17 protein-coding genes, 2 tRNA genes and 1 pseudogene are annotated in these 20,654 nt (G+C 70.4%); 13 read left to right on the top strand and 7 right to left on the bottom strand.

Features of this window, described 5'->3' with window-relative positions:
• Positions 1-154 precede the first annotated feature (154 nt).
• Positions 155-793, bottom strand: coding sequence for a hypothetical protein (locus OO54_RS16115; protein WP_033203721.1), 639 nt, complete (start codon positions 791-793; stop codon positions 155-157).
• A gap of 730 nt (positions 794-1,523) precedes the next feature.
• Here OO54_RS16115 and OO54_RS16110 point away from each other — a divergent pair.
• The 6 genes from OO54_RS16110 (at position 1,524) to OO54_RS16085 (ending at position 7,762) form a co-directional block, all read left to right on the top strand.
• The gene (locus OO54_RS16110; protein WP_003953493.1) at positions 1,524-2,006 is read left to right on the top strand and encodes a CarD family transcriptional regulator; all 483 of its coding nucleotides are present in this window, start codon (positions 1,524-1,526) and stop codon (positions 2,004-2,006) included.
• A 329-nt stretch (positions 2,007-2,335) separates the two neighbouring features.
• Positions 2,336-3,085, top strand: coding sequence for a 2-C-methyl-D-erythritol 4-phosphate cytidylyltransferase (gene ispD / locus OO54_RS16105; protein ID WP_017242435.1), 750 nt, complete (start codon positions 2,336-2,338; stop codon positions 3,083-3,085).
• Positions 3,075-3,590: a 2-C-methyl-D-erythritol 2,4-cyclodiphosphate synthase gene (ispF, locus tag OO54_RS16100; protein WP_033203720.1), complete on the top strand. Its 516-nt coding sequence runs from the start codon at positions 3,075-3,077 to the stop codon at positions 3,588-3,590. Before ispD ends, ispF begins: the two co-directional genes overlap by 11 nt.
• Before the next feature lie 64 nt (positions 3,591-3,654).
• Positions 3,655-5,052, top strand: a complete 1,398-nt coding sequence (gene cysS, locus OO54_RS16095; protein ID WP_033203719.1) for a cysteine--tRNA ligase — start codon at positions 3,655-3,657, stop codon at positions 5,050-5,052.
• A gap of 80 nt (positions 5,053-5,132) precedes the next feature.
• Positions 5,133-6,089: a 23S rRNA (guanosine(2251)-2'-O)-methyltransferase RlmB gene (gene rlmB, locus OO54_RS16090; RefSeq protein ID WP_033203717.1), complete on the top strand. Its 957-nt coding sequence runs from the start codon at positions 5,133-5,135 to the stop codon at positions 6,087-6,089.
• A gap of 107 nt (positions 6,090-6,196) precedes the next feature.
• Positions 6,197-7,762: a DoxX family membrane protein gene (locus OO54_RS16085; RefSeq protein ID WP_033203715.1), complete on the top strand. Its 1,566-nt coding sequence runs from the start codon at positions 6,197-6,199 to the stop codon at positions 7,760-7,762.
• Between the two features lie 285 nt (positions 7,763-8,047).
• On the opposite strand, the gene OO54_RS16080 is transcribed toward OO54_RS16085, so the two are convergent.
• The 3 genes from OO54_RS16080 to OO54_RS16070 form a co-directional block, all read right to left on the bottom strand.
• A complete protein-coding gene (locus tag OO54_RS16080; protein WP_033203713.1) occupies positions 8,048-8,764 on the bottom strand; it encodes a nucleotidyltransferase family protein in 717 nt (238 codons plus the stop codon).
• A gap of 202 nt (positions 8,765-8,966) precedes the next feature.
• A complete protein-coding gene (locus tag OO54_RS16075; protein WP_033203712.1) occupies positions 8,967-9,377 on the bottom strand; it encodes a hypothetical protein in 411 nt (136 codons plus the stop codon).
• A 255-nt stretch (positions 9,378-9,632) separates the two neighbouring features.
• Complete coding sequence (locus OO54_RS16070; protein WP_017242442.1) at positions 9,633-10,730, bottom strand: ABC transporter ATP-binding protein; 1,098 nt, start codon at positions 10,728-10,730, stop codon at positions 9,633-9,635.
• Between the two features lie 182 nt (positions 10,731-10,912).
• Here OO54_RS16070 and OO54_RS16065 point away from each other — a divergent pair.
• Positions 10,913-10,989: transfer RNA gene (locus tag OO54_RS16065), tRNA-Thr, on the top strand.
• A 76-nt stretch (positions 10,990-11,065) separates the two neighbouring features.
• Here the strand turns inward: OO54_RS16065 and OO54_RS16060 are convergent.
• The 3 genes and pseudogenes from OO54_RS16060 to OO54_RS16050 form a co-directional block, all read right to left on the bottom strand.
• A pseudogene (locus OO54_RS16060) lies at positions 11,066-11,812 on the bottom strand (tyrosine-type recombinase/integrase); the annotation flags it as partial.
• A gap of 67 nt (positions 11,813-11,879) precedes the next feature.
• Positions 11,880-13,232 carry an FtsK/SpoIIIE domain-containing protein gene (locus OO54_RS16055; protein ID WP_033203711.1) on the bottom strand — a complete coding sequence of 451 codons (1,353 nt, stop codon included), beginning with the start codon at positions 13,230-13,232 and terminating at the stop codon, positions 11,880-11,882.
• A 2-nt stretch (positions 13,233-13,234) separates the two neighbouring features.
• Positions 13,235-13,567, bottom strand: a complete 333-nt coding sequence (locus OO54_RS16050) for an SCO3933 family regulatory protein (protein ID WP_033203710.1) — start codon at positions 13,565-13,567, stop codon at positions 13,235-13,237.
• Between the two features lie 97 nt (positions 13,568-13,664).
• Here OO54_RS16050 and OO54_RS16045 point away from each other — a divergent pair, with 97 nt between their 5' ends.
• The 6 genes from OO54_RS16045 to OO54_RS16020 all read left to right on the top strand — a co-directional run bounded on the left by OO54_RS16045 (position 13,665) and on the right by OO54_RS16020 (position 20,619).
• Positions 13,665-14,459, top strand: a complete 795-nt coding sequence (locus OO54_RS16045; RefSeq protein WP_033203709.1) for a GntR family transcriptional regulator — start codon at positions 13,665-13,667, stop codon at positions 14,457-14,459.
• The gene (locus tag OO54_RS16040; RefSeq protein WP_033203707.1) at positions 14,456-15,136 is read left to right on the top strand and encodes a YdcF family protein; all 681 of its coding nucleotides are present in this window, start codon (positions 14,456-14,458) and stop codon (positions 15,134-15,136) included. The genes OO54_RS16045 and OO54_RS16040 overlap by 4 nt, the downstream gene beginning before the upstream one ends.
• Before the next feature lie 140 nt (positions 15,137-15,276).
• The gene (locus OO54_RS16035) at positions 15,277-15,615 is read left to right on the top strand and encodes a hypothetical protein (protein WP_051786986.1); all 339 of its coding nucleotides are present in this window, start codon (positions 15,277-15,279) and stop codon (positions 15,613-15,615) included.
• Positions 15,616-17,785: 2,170 nt separating this feature from the next.
• On the top strand, positions 17,786-18,010 hold the full coding sequence (locus tag OO54_RS16025) for a cold-shock protein (RefSeq protein WP_033203862.1): 225 nt from the start codon (positions 17,786-17,788) through the stop codon (positions 18,008-18,010).
• Positions 18,011-18,089: 79 nt separating this feature from the next.
• A tRNA-OTHER gene (locus OO54_RS45875) sits at positions 18,090-18,159 on the top strand.
• A gap of 360 nt (positions 18,160-18,519) precedes the next feature.
• Positions 18,520-20,619, top strand: coding sequence for a restriction endonuclease (locus OO54_RS16020; protein WP_200146797.1), 2,100 nt, complete (start codon positions 18,520-18,522; stop codon positions 20,617-20,619).
• Positions 20,620-20,654 lie beyond the last annotated feature (35 nt).

Genomic DNA, 20,654 nt, shown 5'->3' with positions numbered 1-20,654 from the left:
GGGCCGTGGAGCCGTAGGGCTCGGGCCGTGGAGCCGTAGAGCCGCGGGGCCGTCAGGGCCGTAAAGCCGTGGAGCACGGGCCGGCCGCGCGCGCGTACGCGGGAAGGGGCGCCCCCTGGCCGGGGGCGCCCCTTCCGTCGTGTGCGGGTCGCGGTCAGTGACCGGCGGTCGTCGCCTCGCCCGAGGGCTCGGTGCCGTGCTCGCCCTCGCCCGCGCCGTGCTCGCCCTCGGCGGAGGCGCTCGCCGACGCGGTCGGGGAGGAGCCCGGGGGAGCGGGGACGATGCTCGGGCCGAAGTCCTTGAAGTAGCCGGCAGACGGGACGACGAAGGCGTTCAGGGCCACGTCGCCGGTCTTGCTCAGCTTGAAGACGACCTTCTGGGCGCCGCCGGTGCGGGCCTCGGCGAGGCCGTTCTCGATGACGGCTGAGGCGTTGCCCTCGCCGCCGATGACGACGGAGCCGAGCGCCGGGACGGTGATCGGGCCGGAGCCCTCGGCCGCCGCCAGCTTCACGGTGCCGGCCGTGCCGGGGAGGGTGATCGACTCGATGACCTGCGGCAGGTTGCCGTTGTTGAAGACGGTGGCCGAGACGACGGCCGGGCCCTTGACGCGGGCCTCGGGCTGGGTGATCACCAGCGCGTTCTGGATCTTGACGTCGTCCACGGTGACGGCGGCGTTGTCCGGCCGCACTCCCAGCGTCTGCGCGTCGTTGCCCGCACCACAGGCGGACAGCGCGGCGATGGAGAACACGATGGCGGTGGCGGCGAGGGCGCCGCGTCGAAGGCTGCGGCTCACGGCGGCGGCATCTCCTAGACGTACGGACGGGCGTGGGAACTATGGAACAACTAAAGGTGTGTCAGCGCGCTTAGGTTACCGAGCCGCACTCTCCGTCCCGCACCCGACCCGCCCCTAACCGGCCACGGGCGTCCGCGGGAGCGTCCCGGAGCGCGCCGCGGGGGCGGCCCGGAGCGCGCCGCGGGAGCGCCCGAAGCGCGCCTCGGGGGCGGCCCGGAGCGAGCCGGGGGAGCGCCCCGGAGCGCGCCTCGGGGGCGGCCCCGGCGCGTCGCCCGACCTCGTCGCCCATCGCTCACCGTGGCCGGATCACGACCCATTGACCTGTTGTTCACATAACCGCCTTGATCAATTCGAGGGCCGTCGCGCATTACCCGGAGTCGTACCTCCGGAAAATCCCCGACCCGGGTCGGCTGATCAATTGCGGAATCACCCCCGGATGCATCCGTACGAGTGGACGATCCTCGAACGGAGTAGGTGAAGAAGGCCACCCCGAACCCGACAAAACGGGACATCGAGCCTGCCTCGAGGGGCCTCGGGTATGTGTAACGTGCGCGTTTCTCTCTGTCCGCGCAGCCGCTCCGACCTGCGAATACCGCCTTCCGGAAGCCCTTCGCAGCACGTCCGTGATGCCGTTGTCAAGCCCCGAGATATGCCCTGACCTGCGAAAACGCCATTCAGAAGAAGCCGAATCCGTGTTACCCTGGATAGCCACGGAAGGGGTACCTGTCACATGACGTTCAAGGTTGGCGACACCGTGGTCTATCCCCATCACGGGGCCGCGCTGATCGAGGCCATCGAAACTCGCCAGATCAAAGGCGTGGACAAGACCTACTTGGTGCTCAAGGTCGCTCAGGGTGACCTGACTGTTCGCGTGCCTGCGGACAATGCGGAGTTCGTCGGTGTGCGCGACGTGGTCGGGCAGGACGGTCTTGACCGGGTCTTCGAGGTGCTGCGTGCGCCGTACGCCGAGGAGCCGACGAACTGGTCCCGCCGCTACAAGGCGAACCTCGAGAAGCTCGCCTCCGGCGATGTCATCAAGGTCGCCGAAGTAGTCCGCGACCTGTGGCGGCGCGAGCGCGAGCGCGGGCTCTCCGCAGGTGAGAAGCGCATGCTCGCGAAGGCTCGGCAGATCCTGGTGAGCGAGCTCGCCCTCGCGGAGAACACGAACGAGGACAAGGCCGAGGCTCTCCTCGACGAGGTCCTCGCGTCCTGAGCGTGCTCTGACGACGTCCGAGCGCGTGACCAAGTGAAGCGATGCCGCGGCGCCCGCTGGCGTGCTGTGATCCACACAGTGCCGTCGTCGGGCGCTGCGGCATGTCCGCGTACGCCTGCGGAGCGTGCGCACGGCCGTACGCACACGGAAACGGACACGTGTGTGCACCGCTGAGAAGGAACCCGCACCCCCTGTTACGTCCGAACCCCTGTGCTCGGCGGCAACGCCTCGACCGTCGTCACGGAAAGGGCCCGGTCAAGGCGGAGCGTCCGGCACGGTGAGGCCATACCCATGTCGGCCGCGGAAACAAACCTGCCGGAGTGCAACCGATGTCAGACGAAGTGCGTCCTCCTCGTACCGCTGTGGTGATCCCGGCGGCCGGACGGGGCGTGCGCCTCGGCCCGGGCGCCCCGAAGGCGCTGCGCGCGCTGAACGGCACCCCCATGCTCATCCACGCCGTCCGCGCGATGGCCGCCTCCCGCGCGGTCTCGCTGGTCGTCGTGGTCGCCCCCTCCGACGGCGCCGCCGAGGTCAAGAACCTCCTCGACGCCCACGCCCTCCCCGAGCGGACCGACTACCTGGTCGTGCCCGGCGGTGACACCCGCCAGGAGTCCGTGCACCTGGGCCTGAAGGCGCTCCCCGAGGGGATCACCACCGTCCTCGTGCACGACGCCGCCCGCCCGCTCGTCCCCGTCGACACCGTGGACGCCGTCATCGAGGCCGTACGGGACGGGGCCGTCGCCGTCGTCCCCGCGCTGCCCGTCGCCGACACCGTCAAGGAGGTCGAGCCGGCCGAGAAGCCCGGCGACCCCGAGCAGGTCGTCGCCACCCCGGTCCGCGCCCGCCTCCGCGCCGTCCAGACCCCGCAGGGCTTCGACCACGACACCCTGGTCAACGCCCACGCCACCATCGCCCTCACCGGCGAGGGCGCCACCGACGACGCCGGCATGGTCGAGCGGCTCGGCGCGCCCGTCGTCGTCGTGCCCGGCCACGAAGAGGCCTTCAAGGTCACCCGTCCCCTCGACCTCGTCCTCGCCGAGGCCGTACTCGCCCGCAGGAGGGCCAACGATGGCTTCTGAGAACCCGCTCATCCCCCGCACCGGCATCGGCACCGACGTCCACGCCTTCGAGGAGGGCCGCGAACTCTGGTGCGCCGGCCTCCTGTGGGAGGCCTCCGACAGCGACGGGTACGGCCTCGCCGGGCACTCCGACGGCGACGTCGCCGCCCACGCCGCGTGCGACGCGCTGTTCTCCGCCGCCGGCGTCGGCGACCTCGGCGCCCACTTCGGCACCTCCCGGCCCGAGTGGTCGGGCGCCGCCGGCGTCACCCTCCTCGCCGAGGCCGCCCGGATCGTCCGCGCCGAGGGGTACGAGATCGGCAACATCGCCGTCCAGGTCATCGGCGTACGCCCCAAGATCGGCAAGCGCCGCGACGAGGCGCAGAAGGCCCTGAGCGAGGCGGCCGGCGCGCCCGTCTCCGTCTCCGGCACCACCACCGACGGGCTCGGCCTGACCGGACGTGCCGAGGGCCTCGCCGCCCTCGCGACCGCACTCGTGTACCCCGTATCGCCCCGACAGCCGTGAAAAACGTGCCCCGTCCCCGGGAAACGGGCGCGGGGCACTATCACACGCCCACTACCCTGGAGTGGTGACTATTCGCCTGTACGACACCAGCGCCCGGCAGATCCGTGACTTCACCCCGCTCACGCCGGGCTGCGTCTCGATCTACCTCTGTGGCGCCACCGTGCAGGCGGCCCCGCACATCGGCCACATCCGGTCGGGGCTGAACTTCGACATCATGCGCCGCTGGTTCGCGTACCGCGGCTACGACGTCACGTTCATCCGCAACGTCACCGACATCGACGACAAGATCATCAGGAAGGGCGTCGAGCAGGGCCGCCCCTGGTGGTCCATCGGCTACGAGAACGAGCGCGCGTTCAACGCCGGTTACGAGGCACTCGGCTGCCTCCCGCCGACGTACGAGCCCCGCGCCACCGGTCACGTCCCCGAGATGATCGAGATGATGCGGGGTCTGATCGAGCGCGGCCACGCCTACGAGGCGGACGGCAGCGTCTACTTCGACGTGCGCTCGTTCCCCGGGTACCTGGAGCTGTCCAACCAGGACATCGACGACCTCCGCCAGCCCGACGAGGGCGTCTCCGGCAAGCGCGACCCCCGCGACTTCGCCATGTGGAAGGCCACCAAGCCGGGCGAGCCCGACTGGGAGACCCCGTGGGGCCGCGGCCGTCCCGGCTGGCACCTGGAGTGCTCGGCCATGGCCCACAAGTACCTGGGCTCCGCCTTCGACATCCACGGCGGCGGCCTCGACCTGATCTTCCCTCACCACGAGAACGAGATCGCGCAGGCCAAGGCCTTCGGCGACGACTTCGCCTCGTACTGGGTGCACAACGCCTGGGTCACCATGAGCGGCGAGAAGATGTCGAAGTCGCTCGGCAACAGCGTGCTGGTGTCCGAGATGGTGAAGAACTGGCGCCCCATCGTCCTCCGCTACTACCTGGGCACCCCGCACTACCGCTCGATGATCGAGTACAGCGAGGAGTCCCTGCGCGAGGCCGAGTCGGCGTTCGCCCGCATCGAGGGCTTCGTCCAGCGCGCCACCGAGAAGGCCGGGGCGCCCGTCGCCCCCGCCGCCGAGGTGCCGCCGGCCTTCGCCGAGGCCATGGACGACGACCTGGGCGTGCCGCACGCGCTCGCGATCATCCACACCACCGTCCGCCAGGGCAACAGCGCCCTCGCCGCGGACGACAAGGACGAGGCCATCGCACGCCTCGCCGAGGTCCGCGCCATGCTCGGCGTCCTCGGCCTGGACCCGCTCGACCCGCACTGGGCCGAGGAGACCGGTGGCGGCGAGGAGCTCCACGGCGTCGTCGACACCCTCGTACGGCTCGTGCTCCAGCAGCGCGAGTCGGCGCGCGAGCGCAAGGACTGGACGACCGCGGACGCGATCCGCGACCAGCTCAACCAGTCCGGCCTCGCCATCGAGGACAGCCCCGACGGCCCCCGCTGGACGCTGGGCAACCGTTAGAAGACGTGCCGCTCGGGCCTCCGGGCGGCACACTTCAGTTACAGACTTGTGTACGCAGGCATCAGAGGAAACAGGTAGTCATGGCCGGGAACAGCCAGCGCAGGAACCGTCGCACGTCCAACAAGAAGGGTGCGACGATCGGCAGCGGCGGCCAGCGGCGCAAGGGCCTCGAAGGCAAGGGCCCGACGCCCAAGGCCGAGGACCGCAAGGGCCACAAGGCGTTCCGCGTCTCCAACGCGATGGCCCGGAACGCGACCAAGCGCAAGCCCGTCGCCCGCCGCGGCGGCAAGGGCCTGTCCGAGATGGTCGTCGGCCGCAACCCGGTCTTCGAGGCCCTGCGCGACGGCGTGCCCGCCACGACCCTGTACGTGCAGCAGTTCATCGACAACGACGAGCGCGTGCGCGAGGCCCTCAACCTCGCCACCGGCCGCGGCAACATCAACATCATGGAGGCGCCGCGCCCCGAGCTCGACCGGATGACGAACGGCCTCAACCACCAGGGCCTCGTCCTCCAGGTCCCGCCGTACGAGTACGCGCACCCCGAGGACCTCGCCGCGGCCGCCTACGACGACCACGAGGACCCGCTGATCGTCGCTCTGGACGGCATCACCGACCCGCGCAACCTCGGCGCCGTCGTCCGCTCCGTCGCCGCCTTCGGCGGGCACGGCGTCGTCATCCCCGAGCGCCGCGCCGCCGGCATGACCGCCGGTGCCTGGAAGACCTCGGCCGGCACCGCCGCCCGCACCCCGGTCGCCCGCGCGACCAACCTCACCCGCTGCCTGGAGGCGTACCAGAAGGCCGGCATCACGATCGTCGGTCTTGCCGCCGACGGCGACCACGAGGTCCACGAGCTGGAGGCGCTGTCCGGCCCGGTCGTCATCGTCGTCGGCTCCGAGGGCAAGGGCCTGTCCCGCCTCGTCGGCGAGACCTGCGACTTCCGCGTCCGCATCCCGATGCCGGGCGGCGCCGAGTCGCTCAACGCCGGTGTCGCCGCGGGCGTCGTGCTCTACGAGGCCGCCCGCCGCCGTATGGCCTGACACCGCACCTGACGTACCCCCGGCCCCCGGCCGTGGCGTGATCTTGACGGGCCTCGGACATTATCGAGCTGTCAAGGCAGTGTCCTAAACCCAGATCACTCGGTTAGATGAGTGTGGACACCAGAACGCCCCGGCCGGGGTTCGACGATCAGCCGGCGCTGAGCATGGTCAAGGTGGATTCCGATCCCGCCCAGGTGATCGTGAACCACGCCAGCTTCCGTGTGCGGCTCGCGCCGGCCCCGCAGCCCAAGTTCGGCGCCGGAGCCCGCACCGCCGCCCTGTCCGGAGCCGCCGCCGGAGCGGGCGGCCCCCGCCGCCGCCCCGTCGTGTGGACCGGCAAGTCCGCACCGGGCGCGACCGGTCTCCTCCAGGCCGTACGCGAGTCGTCCGTCTCCACGCTCGAACCGGTCGGCGGCCGCGGCGGTCGCCCCGGCCACGACGCCGGCGACACGCAGGCCATCCCGCGCATCGACACCACCATGCCCACCCCCGTGGTGCCCGCCGACTCCGCGCCCCTGCTGCCGCCCATGCGCCGCGCCGAGGGCGCCTACGACGACGTGTACGAGCTCCGGCCCGAGACCACCGAGCCGTACGACCAGGACGCGCCGCACACCACCCGCGGCGCCCACCGCCACGGCAACGACACCGTCCGGCACGCCTACTACCCCGGCCGCCGGATGAACCTCGGCGTGGTGCTCCTCCCGCTCCGCGTCTTCCTCGGCTTCATCTCCATCTACGCCGGCATGGGCAAGCTCTGCGACCCCGTCTACTTCGACGGCGGCGAGCGCGGCTCCATGGTCAAGTGGCTCAACTCGCTCCACCCCTGGGCCCTCGCCGAACCCCTCCGCGACTTCGCCCTCCAGCACCCCGTCGGCGCCGGACTCACCGTCGCCTTCCTCCAGGTCGTCGTCGGCGTCCTCACCGTCCTCGGCCTCTGGCAGCGCGTGGCCGCCGTCGTCGGCGCCCTGCTCTCCGCCGCGCTCCTGCTGACCGTCAGCTGGCGGACCGTCCCGGTCTACGACTCCGCCGACATCATCTACCTGGCCGCCTGGTCCCCGCTGATCATCGCCGGCGCCCCCGTCTACTCCCTCGACGGCCGCATCGCCGGCGAGGCCTGGCGCACCCTCGGCCCCCGCGCCGACCTCTGGGACCTCCGACGCCGCGTCATCCGCCGCAGCACCCTCCTCGCCTCCGTCGTCGTCGGCCTCACCCTCCTCGTCGGCTCCGTCCTCGGCGGCGCCGTCCGCTCCACCGAGATGGTCACCGTCCCCGGTCCCAACGACGACCCGATCAACCACCTGCCCGGCCAGCCGCTCCCCACCGAGCCGCAGCGCCGCGCGCCCTCCACGAGCGCCTCCACCGCCCCCAAACCCGTCGAGACCAGCGAGGCCCCGGCGGAGCGCGAGGAGACGCAGGAGGCCACCCGGCCCACCGAGACCCGCCAGTCCACGCGCACGCAGAGCCCGACCGCGACCCAGGGCAGCGGCACCGGCGGCACCAGCAGCCGTACGCCCACCCAGTCCAAGCCCGCGCCCCCGCCGTCCAGCAGCGACACGCCCAGCGGCAGCGGCGGCTCGTCGAGCGGCGGCACCGGCGACTCCACCGGCACCCCGACCGAGAGCGGCTCGACCTCGGGCGGCGCGAGGAACCCGATCGGCGGCCTCCTCGGCTGACCTCGGGGACGCACGGACACGGCAAAGGGCGGCACCGCTTCGAGAGCGGTGCCGCCCTTCTCGTACGCCTGGCGGCCGGCGCCGGTATGTCTGCACGCGGGTACGTCTGCACGTGGGTATGCCTTGCACGTGGGTACGTCTGCACGTGCGTGCGTACGTCTGTCTGTCTGTCTGCCTGCCTGCCCTTACGTGTGCCCGCTCGCCGTCCCGTACCGGCTTGCCGTGTCCGTGTCCGTGTCCATGCTCATGCCCGAGGCGACCGGCCGTCGGGGAGGCGACCCGCTGTCAGGCCCGCTGAGCGGCCAGCTCCTTGGCGGCCTCGGTGAGGTCCTTGGCGGTGTCGATGGCCCTCCAGTACGCCCCCTGGGGCAGCGGGAAGCCGGCCAGGCGTTGCTCGCGCGCCAGCCGGGGGAAGGTGGTCCGCTCGTGGTCGCCGAGGTCCGGGAGGAGCTCCGTGAAGGCCGCGGAGAAGACGTACACGCCCGCGTTGATCAGGAACGGCGACGGCGGCGCCTCGATGAAGTCGGTGACGTGCCCGAAGGTGTCGGTCTCGACGGCGCCCCACGGGATCCGCGGACGGGCCAGCGCCAGCGTCGCGACGGCGTCCCGCTCCGCGTGGAACGCGGCCATCTCGCGCAGCGAGAAGCGGGTCCAGATGTCGCCGTTGGTGGCGTACCAGGGCCGGTCCGGCTCGGGCAGGTGCGTGGCGGCGTACTTCAGGCCGCCACCGCGGCCGAGCGGTTCGGTCTCGACGACCGTCGTCACCTTGAGGGGGAGATCCGCGCCCTCGAGCCACTCCTGGAGCACCTCGGCGAGATGGCCGCAGGAGACGACGACGTCGGTCACGCCCTCGGCGGCCAGCCAGGAAAGCTGATGGCCGATGATCGGGGTCCCGGTGCCGGGGATCTCGACCATCGGCTTGGGGCGGTCGTCGGTGTACGGGCGGAGCCGCGAGCCCTGGCCGCCCGCCAGGACCACGGCCTGCGTCGGAGAGGTGTGCATACGGGGAACGATAGGCGCCCCGTGCGCCTCGGGCCTCCCAGCGCGCGGGCCGGGGCCCGGAGGGCGGCCCGCCCGCCCGCGCCCGGCCGGTGTCCGTGCAGCGCGTGGACGTTCAGCGCGTGTCCGTGCAGCGCGTGGGCGTTCAGCGCGTGGGCGTTCAGCGCGTGGGCGTTCAGCGCGTGGGCGTTCAGCGCGTGGGCGTTCAGCCGGCGCGCATGACGCCGGTCGCGTACGAGGTGTCGCAGACCGGGCGGGAGAACGACTGGGCGCGGGAGGGGCCGTAGTGCTCGACGGCGGCGCGGCCGAGGGCGCGGGCGATCGAGAAGCAGTGCTTGGCGAGCGACGGCCGGTTCTCCACCTCGCGCTGGAGGTGCGTGAGGGCCGTGCCGGGGTCCTTCTCCTGAAGTTCCGCGAGGAGCTGGTCGCGCAGAATATCCTGCGGGGCACGGGACTTGGCCCGGACGGAGACCCCCGAGGAGGACGCCGTCAGCTGGGTTCCGGAGTTCTCGCCGGCCCACGGAACCGCGGACACCGCGAGCGTGCCCGAGAGCACCAGGACGACGGGCAGGACGAGGGCGAGAGAGCGGCCGATTCGGCGGGCAGTGTGGGTCACGGAGGCGAGCGTAGCGGCCGGTAGTGATATGGCGACATTTAGTCACTCTCGCGAGGGATGGTTCGAGGCGCCTTTTCGAATCCCGTGTTGACGCGGGGTTCCGGCGCCGGCCCCGAATGCCGGGGTTTTCCGGGGTAAGTCCGCTGTCGGTACCGGTGTGGGCGGTTTAAACGGACGGCCCCGCATCTGCAACAGATGCGGGGCCGTCCGGCGCTACGCGGGCACCCCGGTGCCGGGGCGCCCAGGGCGGGTGTCTCAGTCGCTGAGGCGGGCGCCCGTCGAGGTCGAGAAGACGTGCAGCTCGTCGGCGCGCGGCACGACGTGCAGCGTGGTGCCCTTGGCGGGGACGTCACGGCCGCCGACGCGGACGACCAGGTCCTTGTCCTCGCCGCCGACGCGGGTGGAGCCGTACACGAAGCCGTCCGAGCCGAGCTCCTCGACGACGTTGACGGTGACGGCCAGGCCGTCCTTGCCCGTCGGGCCCTGCACGTCGAAGTGCTCCGGGCGGACGCCGACCGTGACCGTGGTGTCGCCGTTGGCGGCCGCGGCGGCGATCGCGTCGCGGGAGACCGGGACGACGCTGTTGCCGAACTTCACGCCGCCGTCGGTGATCGGGACCTCGACCAGGTTCATGGCCGGGGAGCCGATGAAGCCGGCCACGAAGAGGTTGGCGGGGCGGTCGTACATGTTGCGCGGGGAGTCGACCTGCTGGAGCAGACCGTCCTTCAGCACGGCGACGCGGTCGCCCATGGTGAGGGCCTCGGTCTGGTCGTGCGTGACGTAGACCGTCGTGATGCCCAGACGGCGCTGGAGGCCCGCGATCTGCGTACGCGTCGACACGCGCAGCTTCGCGTCGAGGTTCGACAGCGGCTCGTCCATGAGGAAGACCTGCGGCTCGCGGACGATCGCACGGCCCATGGCCACACGCTGGCGCTGACCGCCGGACAGCGCCTTCGGCTTCCGGTCCAGGTACTCGGTCAGGTCGAGGATCTTCGCGGCCTCTTCGACCTTCGCCCGGATCTCCGACTTGTTCACGCCGGCGATCTTGAGCGCGAAGCCCATGTTGTCGGCGACGGTCATGTGCGGGTACAGCGCGTAGTTCTGGAACACCATCGCGATGTCCCGGTCCTTCGGCGGCAGGTGCGTGACGTCGCGGTCACCGATCCGGATCGCGCCCGCGTTGACGTCCTCGAGGCCCGCGAGCATGCGGAGCGACGTCGACTTGCCACAGCCGGACGGCCCCACCAGCACGAGGAACTCGCCATCGGCGATCTCGATGTCCAACTGGTCGACGGACGGCTTGGTCGCGCCCGGGTACACCCGGGTCGCCTTGTCGAAAGTGACGGAAGCCATGGTGATGTGTCCCTTCACCGGCAGGAACGTGCCGGACGATCCGAGTAAAGGAAGGATTCAGGTCTAGTCCACCAGGGTGAACCGCAAGCGACGCTACCTCCCCCCACCCGATCTGTCAGCCCTCCCATGCCCGTGAGATTCCCGACCCCCCTCCCTCCCCCGTTGGTTACACTGCACTCGCTGCCTCCTTAGCTCAGCTGGCCAGAGCACCGCTCTTGTAAAGCGGGGGTCGTCGGTTCGAACCCGACAGGGGGCTCCAGGTAGGAACGTCGAAGACCCCCAACCGATCATGGTTGGGGGTCTTTGACATCCACGGGTGACATCAACGGACGCGGTCAGGAGCGGCCGGGCCTGGGCTTCCGTCGCTGGAGGAGCCGGTCCATGTGGCTGATGGCCTCGCGCTGGGTGTCCTGGACGACGTGGGTGTACACGTCCATGGTCAGGCTGATCTGGCTGTGGCCGAGGATCTCCATCACGACGCGGGGCGCGACGCCGGCCGCGGTGAGAAGCGTGGCGCAGCCATGCCGGGCGTCGTGGAGGCGGATGGGGCGGAGGCCGGCCGCCTCGCTGACGCGGACGAAGGAGCGGTGGACGTTGCGGGGCTCGACAGGGCGGCCTGTGCGGGTGGCGAAGACGTAGCCCGTGCCCGACCACTCCGTACCGGCCACTTCGTACGCCGCCTTCTGCCGCATCCGGTGCCAGCGCAGGGGAGCCAGGCACATGGCGGGGAGCGGAATCGCGCGGGAGCGACGCCCCTTGGTCTCGTCGTTGTAGAGGACCCCGCGACGACGCTGGACCTGTTGGCGGACCAGGAGGACGCGGTTGTCGAGGTCGATGTCGCTCCAGCGCAGGCCGACCAGCTCGCCGCGGCGGAGACCCATGGCGATGGCGAGGACGAAGGCCGCGTACAGCGGGTCCCGACGGGAGGCCGCGAGGAAGTCGAGCGTCTCGTCGAGAGACCACGGGCTGAGGTCGCGTACGGCGGCCCTGGGCGGCTCCACGAGCTTGGCGACGTTCCGGACGATCAGCTCCTCCCGGCAGGTGGCGGAGAGCGCCGTACGCAGCACGCGGTGGGATTCCTTTCGGGCATGGGGGAGGTAGGGACCTGGCGTGAGGCGGTCACGCCGGCCGAGAAGGGGGAGGGATGCGCTAGGTGGTGGCCGGCGCGGGCTTGACCAGCGGTACCGGCTCCGGAGCGGCGTCGGCACCCGGGACGACCGGGCGGTAGGACGCGAGGGCGGGCAGGTTCGGGGTCAGGTGCGCGTGCTCGGCGCAGGTCGCGGCCGCGTCGTTGGCGGTGAGGGCGGGGGTGCGGATGCGGGACCAGCCGCCGGAGGTGTCCCCGGCGACCGCGACGCCGGGGCGGTCGGGCGGGATGGTCAGCACGGTGACCACGGCGTCGGGGGCGATGTCGCCGACGCCCATTTCGGCGGTCTGCTTGTCGTTGACGCGGTGCACGACGCGGCCGGTCAACTGGGCCCGGAGGGCGGTGGCGCCCTTGCCGAGGTCGGAGCCGAACCGCTGCCCGCACACCTCCAGGAAGATGCCTGCCGCACGGGCCATCTGACCCAGGCGGATCAACTGGGTGACCATGCGGTCGCGGCGTTCCTCGTCCTTCTTGGTGGCGACGAGGAACAGTTCGGCGACCTCGTCGACCAGGACCACCACCGGGGCCGGTCGGACGGTGTCGGGCAGGGCCCAGATGTCGGCGACCCCGTGTTCGCTGAGCAGGTCGAAGCGCTCTTCCATCTCTCCAATGAGGGACTCCAGGAGGCCGTCCGCTTCCTCCGGGGTGATGGCGAGGGCGGAGAGGCGGGGCGCGTAGCCGCGCTGTTCCACCCCGCGCTTGCAGTCGATGCCGACCAGGGCCACCGGCAGCCGGGCCAGCCCGGCGACCAGGTTGCGCTGGTACATCGACTTGCCCGACTGGTTCGCACCGAGCGTCAGCGCGTGCGGGACCTTGAGGTAGTCCCGGACGAACGCGGTGCCGTCCTCGCGGAGAGCGACCGGCACGGTCATCGGCCCGGAGGGAACCCTGCGTCGGGGCATCCGGACGCGCCGCAGGACGTCGTAGCCGGTCATCCGCAGCTCGACGAACCCAGGCTTGGTCTCCACCACATTCACCGAGTGGACGCCCCAGGCGTGCCGCAACCGCTCCGAGGCCGCCATCACGTCGGCGGGCTCCAAACCGGCCGGAAGCCGCAGGGTGACCCGCAGCCCGGTCGAGGTACCCCGGAACCGGCGGACCTTCGGCGGCACCGGCTGGACGTCGGGGCGGCGGGCGAGGTTGCGGACCATGAACGCCCGCAGGCGGGACGGCTGCACCGTCAGCCCGCACACGTCCATCGTCGACCGGTAGGTCAGCGCGAACCTCGTGGTCGCCACCGGCAGACCCACCAGCGACCAGAACACCCGAGGCGCACGGACCTTCGCGTAACCGAGACCGCCGGCGGTTCCGACGAGCGGGAGACCGACCTCCCATAACGTCGCCAGATCCGTCATGGTCAGGCCCCCATCGGGGTCACGGCGACGGCGCGGAACGAGATGCCGTGCCGGGTCTGGCCGTTGAACGTGTTCTCCCAGTCCCGGGCCTTGAGCCCGATGACCGACACCGGCATGCCCGGGGCGAGGCCGTCGGGGAGGCCGGTCTCCGGGATGGTCACCTGGTAGAGGTTGCCCTCTCCCTCGTCGGAGATGAGGAGTCCGACCGTGGAGAGGCCGGCGCCGGTCTCCCGGTCCATGGCGCGCTCGCCGGTCTGCTTGCTGACGAGCTTCGGCGTGGGAGCCGTGGCCACGAACACCACGGCGGTAGAAAGGTCGATCTTGAAGGACGGCATCTGCACTCCCTACGTTGTTGGGCAGCCCAAAGAGGAATCGCCAGCACTCGCTGTCCTAGGACTGCGTTTGACTTGTTCTCGTTGAGAGGGGTACGCGATGGCGCCCAAATGGCGGGAGCTGGCAGACAAGCTGGCCGAGGAGATCAGGAGGGGCGAGTACGCGCCAGGGCAGCGTTTGCCGCAGATCAGGGACCTGGTCGATGCTGGCGAAGGCTCCAAGGCAACGGTCAATGCCGCCTACAAGGCACTAGAGGCGGAAGGTCTGGTCACCTCAACGCGCGGCCACGGGACTGTCGTACGCCAGCAAGTTCCTCTCAAGCGACTCGGCATCGCCCGGTACGACAAGGCGAAGTGGCGAGACGGCGACGAAGTCGCGTTCATCGCGGACCGGGTCGCCTCCGGCCGGGCGTACCGCCGCAACGAGCAGACCCAGACCGTCAGCCTTGTCGAAGCTCCGCCCGCTGTGGCCGCTGCCCATGGTCTGGAGCCGGGAGCCCCGGTCTACGCACGGGCCCGACTGGTCAAGGAAGGCGATCAGCCGACGCACACGCTGACCAGCTACTACCGCCCCGAGCACGTTGAGGGCACGCGCTTGGTGGATCCGACCCCCGGTCCGGCCGGCCGAGGCGGTGGCTACCGCGTGCTGTACGACGCGGGGTACGAGATCGACCACATGAAGGAGGCACTCTTCGCCCGCACACCCACGGCGGACGAAGTGAAGCTCCTTCAACTGCCGCCCGGCGAAGCCGTGGTCGAGCTGCACCGAACGACGTACACGGCTGACGGCACCGTGGTCGAGTTCGCCATCGGCATCCACGCCGCCTCCCGCTTTGCGTGGGAGTACGACTTCAAGGTCCCTGACTCCGCAAAGGACCAGGGAGCTCAGCAGTGATCTCCACACAGGACTGGGCCGACACCCAACGCCTCTGGGACTACCACCAGATGGGCCACACCCCCCGGCCCTGCTCGGTGGCGATCGGACTCGGCAGCCACGACCTGGGCGTGGCCGACACCGCAGTCGACCTGTACAGGCGCGGCATGGCTCCATTCCTGGTGTTCACCGGAGCGACCAGCCCGACCACACGCGAACGCATGCCCCGCGGCGAGGCCGTGCACTACCAGGAGCGAGCGATCGAACTGGGCGTCCCCGCCTCAGCGGTGTTGGTGGAGCCGCGAGCCCGGAACACTGGCGAGAACATCCGCTTCTCCCGGGACCTCCTGGACGAGGCTGGCATCACCGTGTCCTCCATCCTGCTGATCAGCAAGCCATACGAGGAACGACGGTCGTACGCCACGGCACGGAAGCTGTGGCCGGACGTCGAGATCGTCAGCGCCTCAAGCCCGATGACCCTCCAGGACTACGTCGACTCCATCGGAGACGCTCGCTTGGTCATCGACATGCTCGTAGGAGCCCTGCAGCGGCTGCTGGTATACCCGGAGCAGGGATTCATGATCAGCCAGCAGGTGCCCGCCGATGTGCTCGACGCGTACGACCGTCTGGCCCAGGGCGGATACATAAGCCGCTTGCTGCGAGATGACGAGGGCGAGGTCCTCAAGCCCACCATCTAGGAGCTGTGCGGTCCATCATGGCTGTCTGGCGGCCCGGACAGGCCCGTGCCGTGTGCAACTCTGTCTCGTGACCTGACCTGCGACAGTCGGCAGCCGCACGAACTTGCCCGCCCGGCCGGAGCACCATGCATAGTGTGCGCATGGATCGATTCGTGGGTCAGGCGAGCCTGGAATGGTGGGCCAATCACGCGACGTGCCTTGAGAAGTACGCCATCGACGTCACCAACACCTTCCACACGGCCAGCATGTGGCAGGCAACCGGTCGGCATGCTCATGTCCTCGACACGGCCCAGCGGGAGGGCTGGGACTTCTTGATGGAGATGGACCCCTACTTCTCCGTTGTGTTTCCCGGCGAGGACAACAGCGGGATCTTCGTGAGAGTCCTCGAGGCAGAGGATGGAGCTCTCACGCTCATGGAGGTGCCGAAGGGCGGATGGTCCGATGAACAACACCCTGACCTCCCTGAGCTCAACCCTTAGCTGAAGCAGTTGTTACAAGTTTCTCTACCTCATCAAGGGCGCTTCCGCCGCCCAAGGCGGCGTCGCGCGCCCGTCGCCCCGGGCCTGCGCTCCTGTCTACGCCCCGCTCCAGCCCGGGCCGCCGGCCGCGCGCCTGTGGCTAAAGGCTTGATGGGGTGAACTCGGGCTGATCTGTCGGCTGACTGCCAGAACGGATGCCTCCGGCGGGGGCGCTCAGGCTCCGGGATGACCGGGGCCAGTCGTGCGGCTGCGGGCCGGTTGTGGTTCGGGTGGGGTGCTGTCATCCCGTCTGCCGTCGACCCAGGCAAGCCGAGCAGACACGGGTCCTGGCGCCCAGGTCGTTCGTACAGTGGCGCGCTCCACCTGGACGCCAGGACCCGCGCCCGCTCCACGGTGTGTGGGTCGACGGCAGACGGGATGACAGCAGGGCACGCTGTGGCTGACGCCGGTCAGCCCACTAGTGTTCGTTCGCCGTACATGCATGGGGGACGGGGAGCGCAGATGGGCAGTAGGCGACGGGTGGATGATCAGGTAGCAGCCGCCTACCTGACCTATTGGGCTGTCCTCGAAATCCGGAGCATGGCCAGGCGCCGCAAAGCGCTGAATACGTGGCCTGACGATGACTACGTCGCCTGCATCGCCTGGCTTTCCGATCTCGTACACAACATCTCAGGTGGCGTGAGCCCCACCCGACGATGGCCTCCGTGGCGCAAACACAAGCGCCCCATGTACTGGACTTGGAACGTGGCAGGACCGGCCGGACGGGAATGGATCTTGACCACTCTGGAGAAGGCGGGCATGGACTGGACTCCCCCAGCTCTCAAAATGCTTCCCGACCACGGCTCCGACGCGTGATCCGAGTCGCCACTGAGCGAAGGCGTACGACCTGAGACCTCCGTGCCACAACCGTGCCAGATCACGCGGGGAACCGCAGGGAATCACGGCGGCCGGCGGGAACGCCGAGCACACCGCAACGAGGTCACGTTCTCGCAGGTCAGCGAGGGGATCGGGCCGGCGCTCTCCTAAAGCGGTGGTTTCCTAGCAACTAGCGGCAGGGGCCAGCTGGCGCCGGCGACCAGTGCGCTGCCGTCCTCGGTGAGGAAGAGCAGGGTGAATCGCGTGCGATCCTCAGGATCGATCAGCACTGACCGCACAGGCCGGTCGTACTCGCTGATGAGCTGCACTGCTCGTTCCAGCCCAAGAGGTTCGAACCCACGCATCCGCATACGCTGAAGTCGGCGACTGAAGACTCCGGCATGCGCACCAGTGGGCTGTACCCGCTCTTCCACCGAGTAAGGGGCGCCGCGGCGGAGGGCTGCCAGAGCTATTACGGACGCCTCGTCATCGCCGATCAACAGCGATTCCAACACATGCCGTTCCATGATCCCCCCCCGTTTGGATCGTGCGGTACAGCAGCCGGGTACCGCAACCCTAGTGACCATCCCCGCACGGTAGCGTCCTTATGAGCCCGTCCAGGGGCCGGTATGACCTCCGCTGACCGATCCCGCTAGAGCTACGGATCAGAAGGCGCGCCCAACCGACCCCGACCATGCGAGAGGCGGTGCGCGGCCGGCGCTGGCAGGTGATCCCCTGGCCATCGACGAAGCCCGACCGTCGGTTAGGTCCCGGACGAGTCTCCGGGCCGCCCCCAGACAGGCCGGGGATGCAACCATTCTCTTCAGAGCTGGAACCCCCGGAAGCCGACCGCGCGCTTGAGACCATAGAGGCCGGCACTGACAACGGCCCCGCCAGTGATGAGCCGTTGAGCGGTGAGTGTCTAACTGCGTGACAACGCCGACGAACAGCGGCGGACGAGCGCGAACGTCTCCGGACCATCAGCGCAGGTGAGCGGCGCACCAGCCCAAGGCAGGGCCCGACCCCAAGTTGCTTCGGGACGAAGAGGTCCTCACTCAATGTCTCAACGTCACGCTTCCGCCGGCACGGCTTGCTCTGGTCGACGACATGGCGGCGTGGCTGAGGCCGGTGGGGGCGCGGCGAGGCATACGCGTGCGTGATCGGTCGGCGCACCCGCCGTCGTGGCTGACTGCCGCCGGCTGAGGATCAGACACTCCCGGCACAGGTCAGCACAGCAACCGCTACCAAGGAACCTAAGCTTCCAAGCTGAGGTACCAAGTGCGTCGGCGCATACGAAACCCGTAGCATGCCGCCCATGGTGACTGCGACTGTCCGCGAGTGGAACGACGAGGAAGGGTGGGGTGTGCTCGACTCCCCCGAGACCCCCGGGGGTTGCTTCGGCCACTACTCCGACATCCAGGCGCCCGGCTTCCGCACTCTGTCGCCCGGACAACAGGTGGACCTCAAGTGGGAGGCTCCGGGCTTCAAACAGGACGGATACGACTACCGCGCGGTCAGCATTGCGCCTCGGCGTGCCTGACATCCACAGCTGACATCAACAACGCTGGACGGGCGCATACGCCAGTGCCCCTGTCCAGCCGTCGCGTCCGTCGACATCAGCCGTCGGAGCAGGCTCCGATCGAACTTGTAAAGCGGGGGTCGTCGGTTCGAACCCGACAGGGGGCTCCAGGACGAAGGGCCGGTGCGGGGGTGTATCCCCGGCGCCGGCCCTTTCGCTCAGTCGCTGTCCAGGGCGGGGCGTGTGCCGCTGTCCAGTGCGGGGACGGGGGCGACTTACGGACGGGGCGTGAGTCTTCGTGCTCGGTTTCCGTACGGGGTGTAGGGGTCACCTACGACGAGGCCGGGAACCACTCGCCGTCGAGCGAGAGCCGTGCTGTGACGCTGCCGCGCGGCTGACGCGGGTCCCCGGCCGGGGCACGGGGGCGGAGGCAGTCCGGCGTTCCCGTGCCTGGGCCCGCCGCGGTCCATGACACTTGGGTGTCACGGGGGTGTACCGGTGGCGTGGGTCGTGTGTGGGAGGGGTGTCTGATGAGTCGGCGTTCCGGTGGGCTGATCGGGGTATGGGCCGAGCAGCAGCGGGTGGCGCAGAGGCAGCGGGAGGGGCAGCACCAGGCGGTGCTACGGCAGCAGCGGGACGCCGAGCGGACGCAGCGGTCGTACGAGCGGGACGTCGCCCGCATGCAGCGGGAGCAGCGGGCCGCCTATCGACAGCAGCGGGACGCCGACGCGCTACGGCGGACGCAGGAGCTCGATCAGAGGGTGGCTCTGCTCGAGTCGCTGCTCGCGGCGGGCTGTCGGGAGCCCGCCTTCAGCGTGGAGTCGCTGCGGCGTGAGGAGGACGTCGAGCCGTTCGCGCCCGGGCCGTTGGGGGAGCCCGTCGCCATGCCGGACCAGCGGTTCTACCAGCCGCAGGGGGCCTGGACGGCGTCAGGCCGTGCCCAGGCCGAGCGGGACGCGCGGGCCAGGTTCGAGCAGGACTGGTACGCGGCGCAGGCCGCCGAGGCGCGGCGGGTGGAGCAGCTGGCGGCGTACCGGAGCGCGTACGACGACTGGGCGGCCGCCCGCCGTGCCGAGATACGTGCGCACAACGGTGGGGTCGACGGGACCGTCGAGGCCTTGCGGGGCGGGGAGGCCGACACCGTCGTCGAGTACTTCACCGCCGTGCTCTTCGCGTCGACTGCTTGGCCCGAGGGGTTCCCCCGGGAGGTGTCGGCCGCTTACGACCGGTCCGGGCGCGGGCTCGTCCTCGACTGGGACCTGCCCGGGTACGAGGTCGTTCCCGAGGCCAAGGGCGTCAAGTACCTGCCGAGCACCGACCAGGAGAAGGAGGTCCCGCGGCCGGTGACGCAGCGGCGGGCGTTGTACCGGGGCGTGCTGGCGCAGAGCGTGCTGCTCGCGGTGCGGGAGCTGTTCGCGTCGGACCGGTTCGGTGCGCTCGACCAGGTGGCGCTGAACGGGTACGTCGGCGGGGTCGATCCCGCCACCGGGCTCGCCTCGCGCGTGTGCGTGGCGTCGGTCGTGGTGGAGCGGTCGGTGTTCGACCGGCTGAACCTGGAGCTGGTGGGGGCCGTCGAGTGCCTGACCGGTGCTCTGGCCGGGCGGCTTTCGGCCAAGCCGGAGGAACGGGTGCCGGTGGCACCGCTGTTGGCACCCGACCAGGTGGGTTCCGATGTCGTGGTGCAGGGGGACGGGGAGGAGCCCGATCTGCTCGCCATGGATCCGATCGCCTTCGAGGGGCTGGTGGCCGAGCTGTTCCGGGCGCGGGGGCTCCAGGCCGTGACCACGCAGCGGTCGGGTGACGGCGGGGTCGACGTCAGGGCACTCGATCCCGATCCGATCAGCGGCGGGTCGATCGTGGTGCAGGTCAAGCGCTACCGGAACACGGTGCCGCCGAGCGCGGTGCGGGATCTCTTCGGGACCGTGCAGGACGCCGGGGCCAACAAGGGGGTCCTCGTGACCACTTCGAAGTTCGGGCCCGGGTCGTACACCTTCGCCAACGGCAAGCCGCTGACGCTGATATCCGGGACCGAGCTGGTGGATCTGCTGCACCAGCATGGTCTTCGGGGGCGGCTGGGAGGGCCGGGCGGACCGGGCGGGTCCGCCCCGGAGGCGGTGCACGCGTCCGCTCCCGCCGAAGCCGCCGAGGACTTCAACCTGCTCGGGATGGTGTGGTCGGGGTCCGCCGCCCTGGACGTCTGCGCGTTGGTCTGTGCCGGGAACCGGGTCCTCGGCGACGAGTGGTTCGTCTTCTTCAACAACCCGGCGACGCCGGACGGTTCGGTGGCCATGGTGGCGGCTGCGCCCGGTGACCGCGCGGCCGTTCGGGTCGGCTTCGACGCGCTTCCCGCGCGGGCGGACCGCCTGGTCCTGGTGGCGGCCGTGGACCCGGAGGTGAACCCCGACGCCGACCTGGGCGGGTTCACGGAGGCCGGGATCCGGCTGCGGGACGACTCGGGTGTCGAGCTCGACAGGCTGGAGGTCTCGGACGGGCGGCCGGGGGAGACGGCGCTCGTCCTCGGCTCGTTCCGGCGGAGGGTCGGCGGCGACTGGGACTTCGTTCTCGGCGGGAAGGGGTACCGGGGCGGCCTGGAGGAGCTTGTGGGGGACTTCGGTATCGAGGTGGAGTAGGACCCAGGTGGGGGCCGGTGCGTCCGGGTGGGGGC

Source organism: Streptomyces wedmorensis (genome assembly GCF_000716445.1).
GTDB classification, from domain to species: Bacteria; Actinomycetota; Actinomycetes; order Streptomycetales; family Streptomycetaceae; genus Streptomyces; species Streptomyces wedmorensis.
This window is presented reverse-complemented; position numbering and strand designations above follow the sequence as displayed.

What these genes read in the sequence shown, in the direction of transcription:
- OO54_RS16020 (WP_200146797.1), top strand. Translation starts at nt 18,520, where the DNA reads ATGAGTCGGCGTTCCGGTGGGCTGATCGGGGTATGGGCCGAGCAGCAG.
- OO54_RS16110 (WP_003953493.1), top strand. Translation starts at nt 1,524, where the DNA reads ATGACGTTCAAGGTTGGCGACACCGTGGTCTATCCCCATCACGGGGCC.
- OO54_RS16085 (WP_033203715.1), top strand. Translation starts at nt 6,197, where the DNA reads ATGAGTGTGGACACCAGAACGCCCCGGCCGGGGTTCGACGATCAGCCG.
- ispD (WP_017242435.1), top strand. Translation starts at nt 2,336, where the DNA reads ATGTCAGACGAAGTGCGTCCTCCTCGTACCGCTGTGGTGATCCCGGCG.
- OO54_RS16050 (WP_033203710.1), bottom strand. Translation starts at nt 13,567, where the DNA reads ATGCCGTCCTTCAAGATCGACCTTTCTACCGCCGTGGTGTTCGTGGCC.
- OO54_RS16025 (WP_033203862.1), top strand. Translation starts at nt 17,786, where the DNA reads ATGGTGACTGCGACTGTCCGCGAGTGGAACGACGAGGAAGGGTGGGGT.
- OO54_RS16055 (WP_033203711.1), bottom strand. Translation starts at nt 13,232, where the DNA reads ATGACGGATCTGGCGACGTTATGGGAGGTCGGTCTCCCGCTCGTCGGA.
- OO54_RS16070 (WP_017242442.1), bottom strand. Translation starts at nt 10,730, where the DNA reads ATGGCTTCCGTCACTTTCGACAAGGCGACCCGGGTGTACCCGGGCGCG.
- rlmB (WP_033203717.1), top strand. Translation starts at nt 5,133, where the DNA reads ATGGCCGGGAACAGCCAGCGCAGGAACCGTCGCACGTCCAACAAGAAG.
- OO54_RS16035 (WP_051786986.1), top strand. Translation starts at nt 15,277, where the DNA reads ATGGATCGATTCGTGGGTCAGGCGAGCCTGGAATGGTGGGCCAATCAC.
- OO54_RS16080 (WP_033203713.1), bottom strand. Translation starts at nt 8,764, where the DNA reads ATGCACACCTCTCCGACGCAGGCCGTGGTCCTGGCGGGCGGCCAGGGC.
- OO54_RS16045 (WP_033203709.1), top strand. Translation starts at nt 13,665, where the DNA reads ATGGCGCCCAAATGGCGGGAGCTGGCAGACAAGCTGGCCGAGGAGATC.
- ispF (WP_033203720.1), top strand. Translation starts at nt 3,075, where the DNA reads ATGGCTTCTGAGAACCCGCTCATCCCCCGCACCGGCATCGGCACCGAC.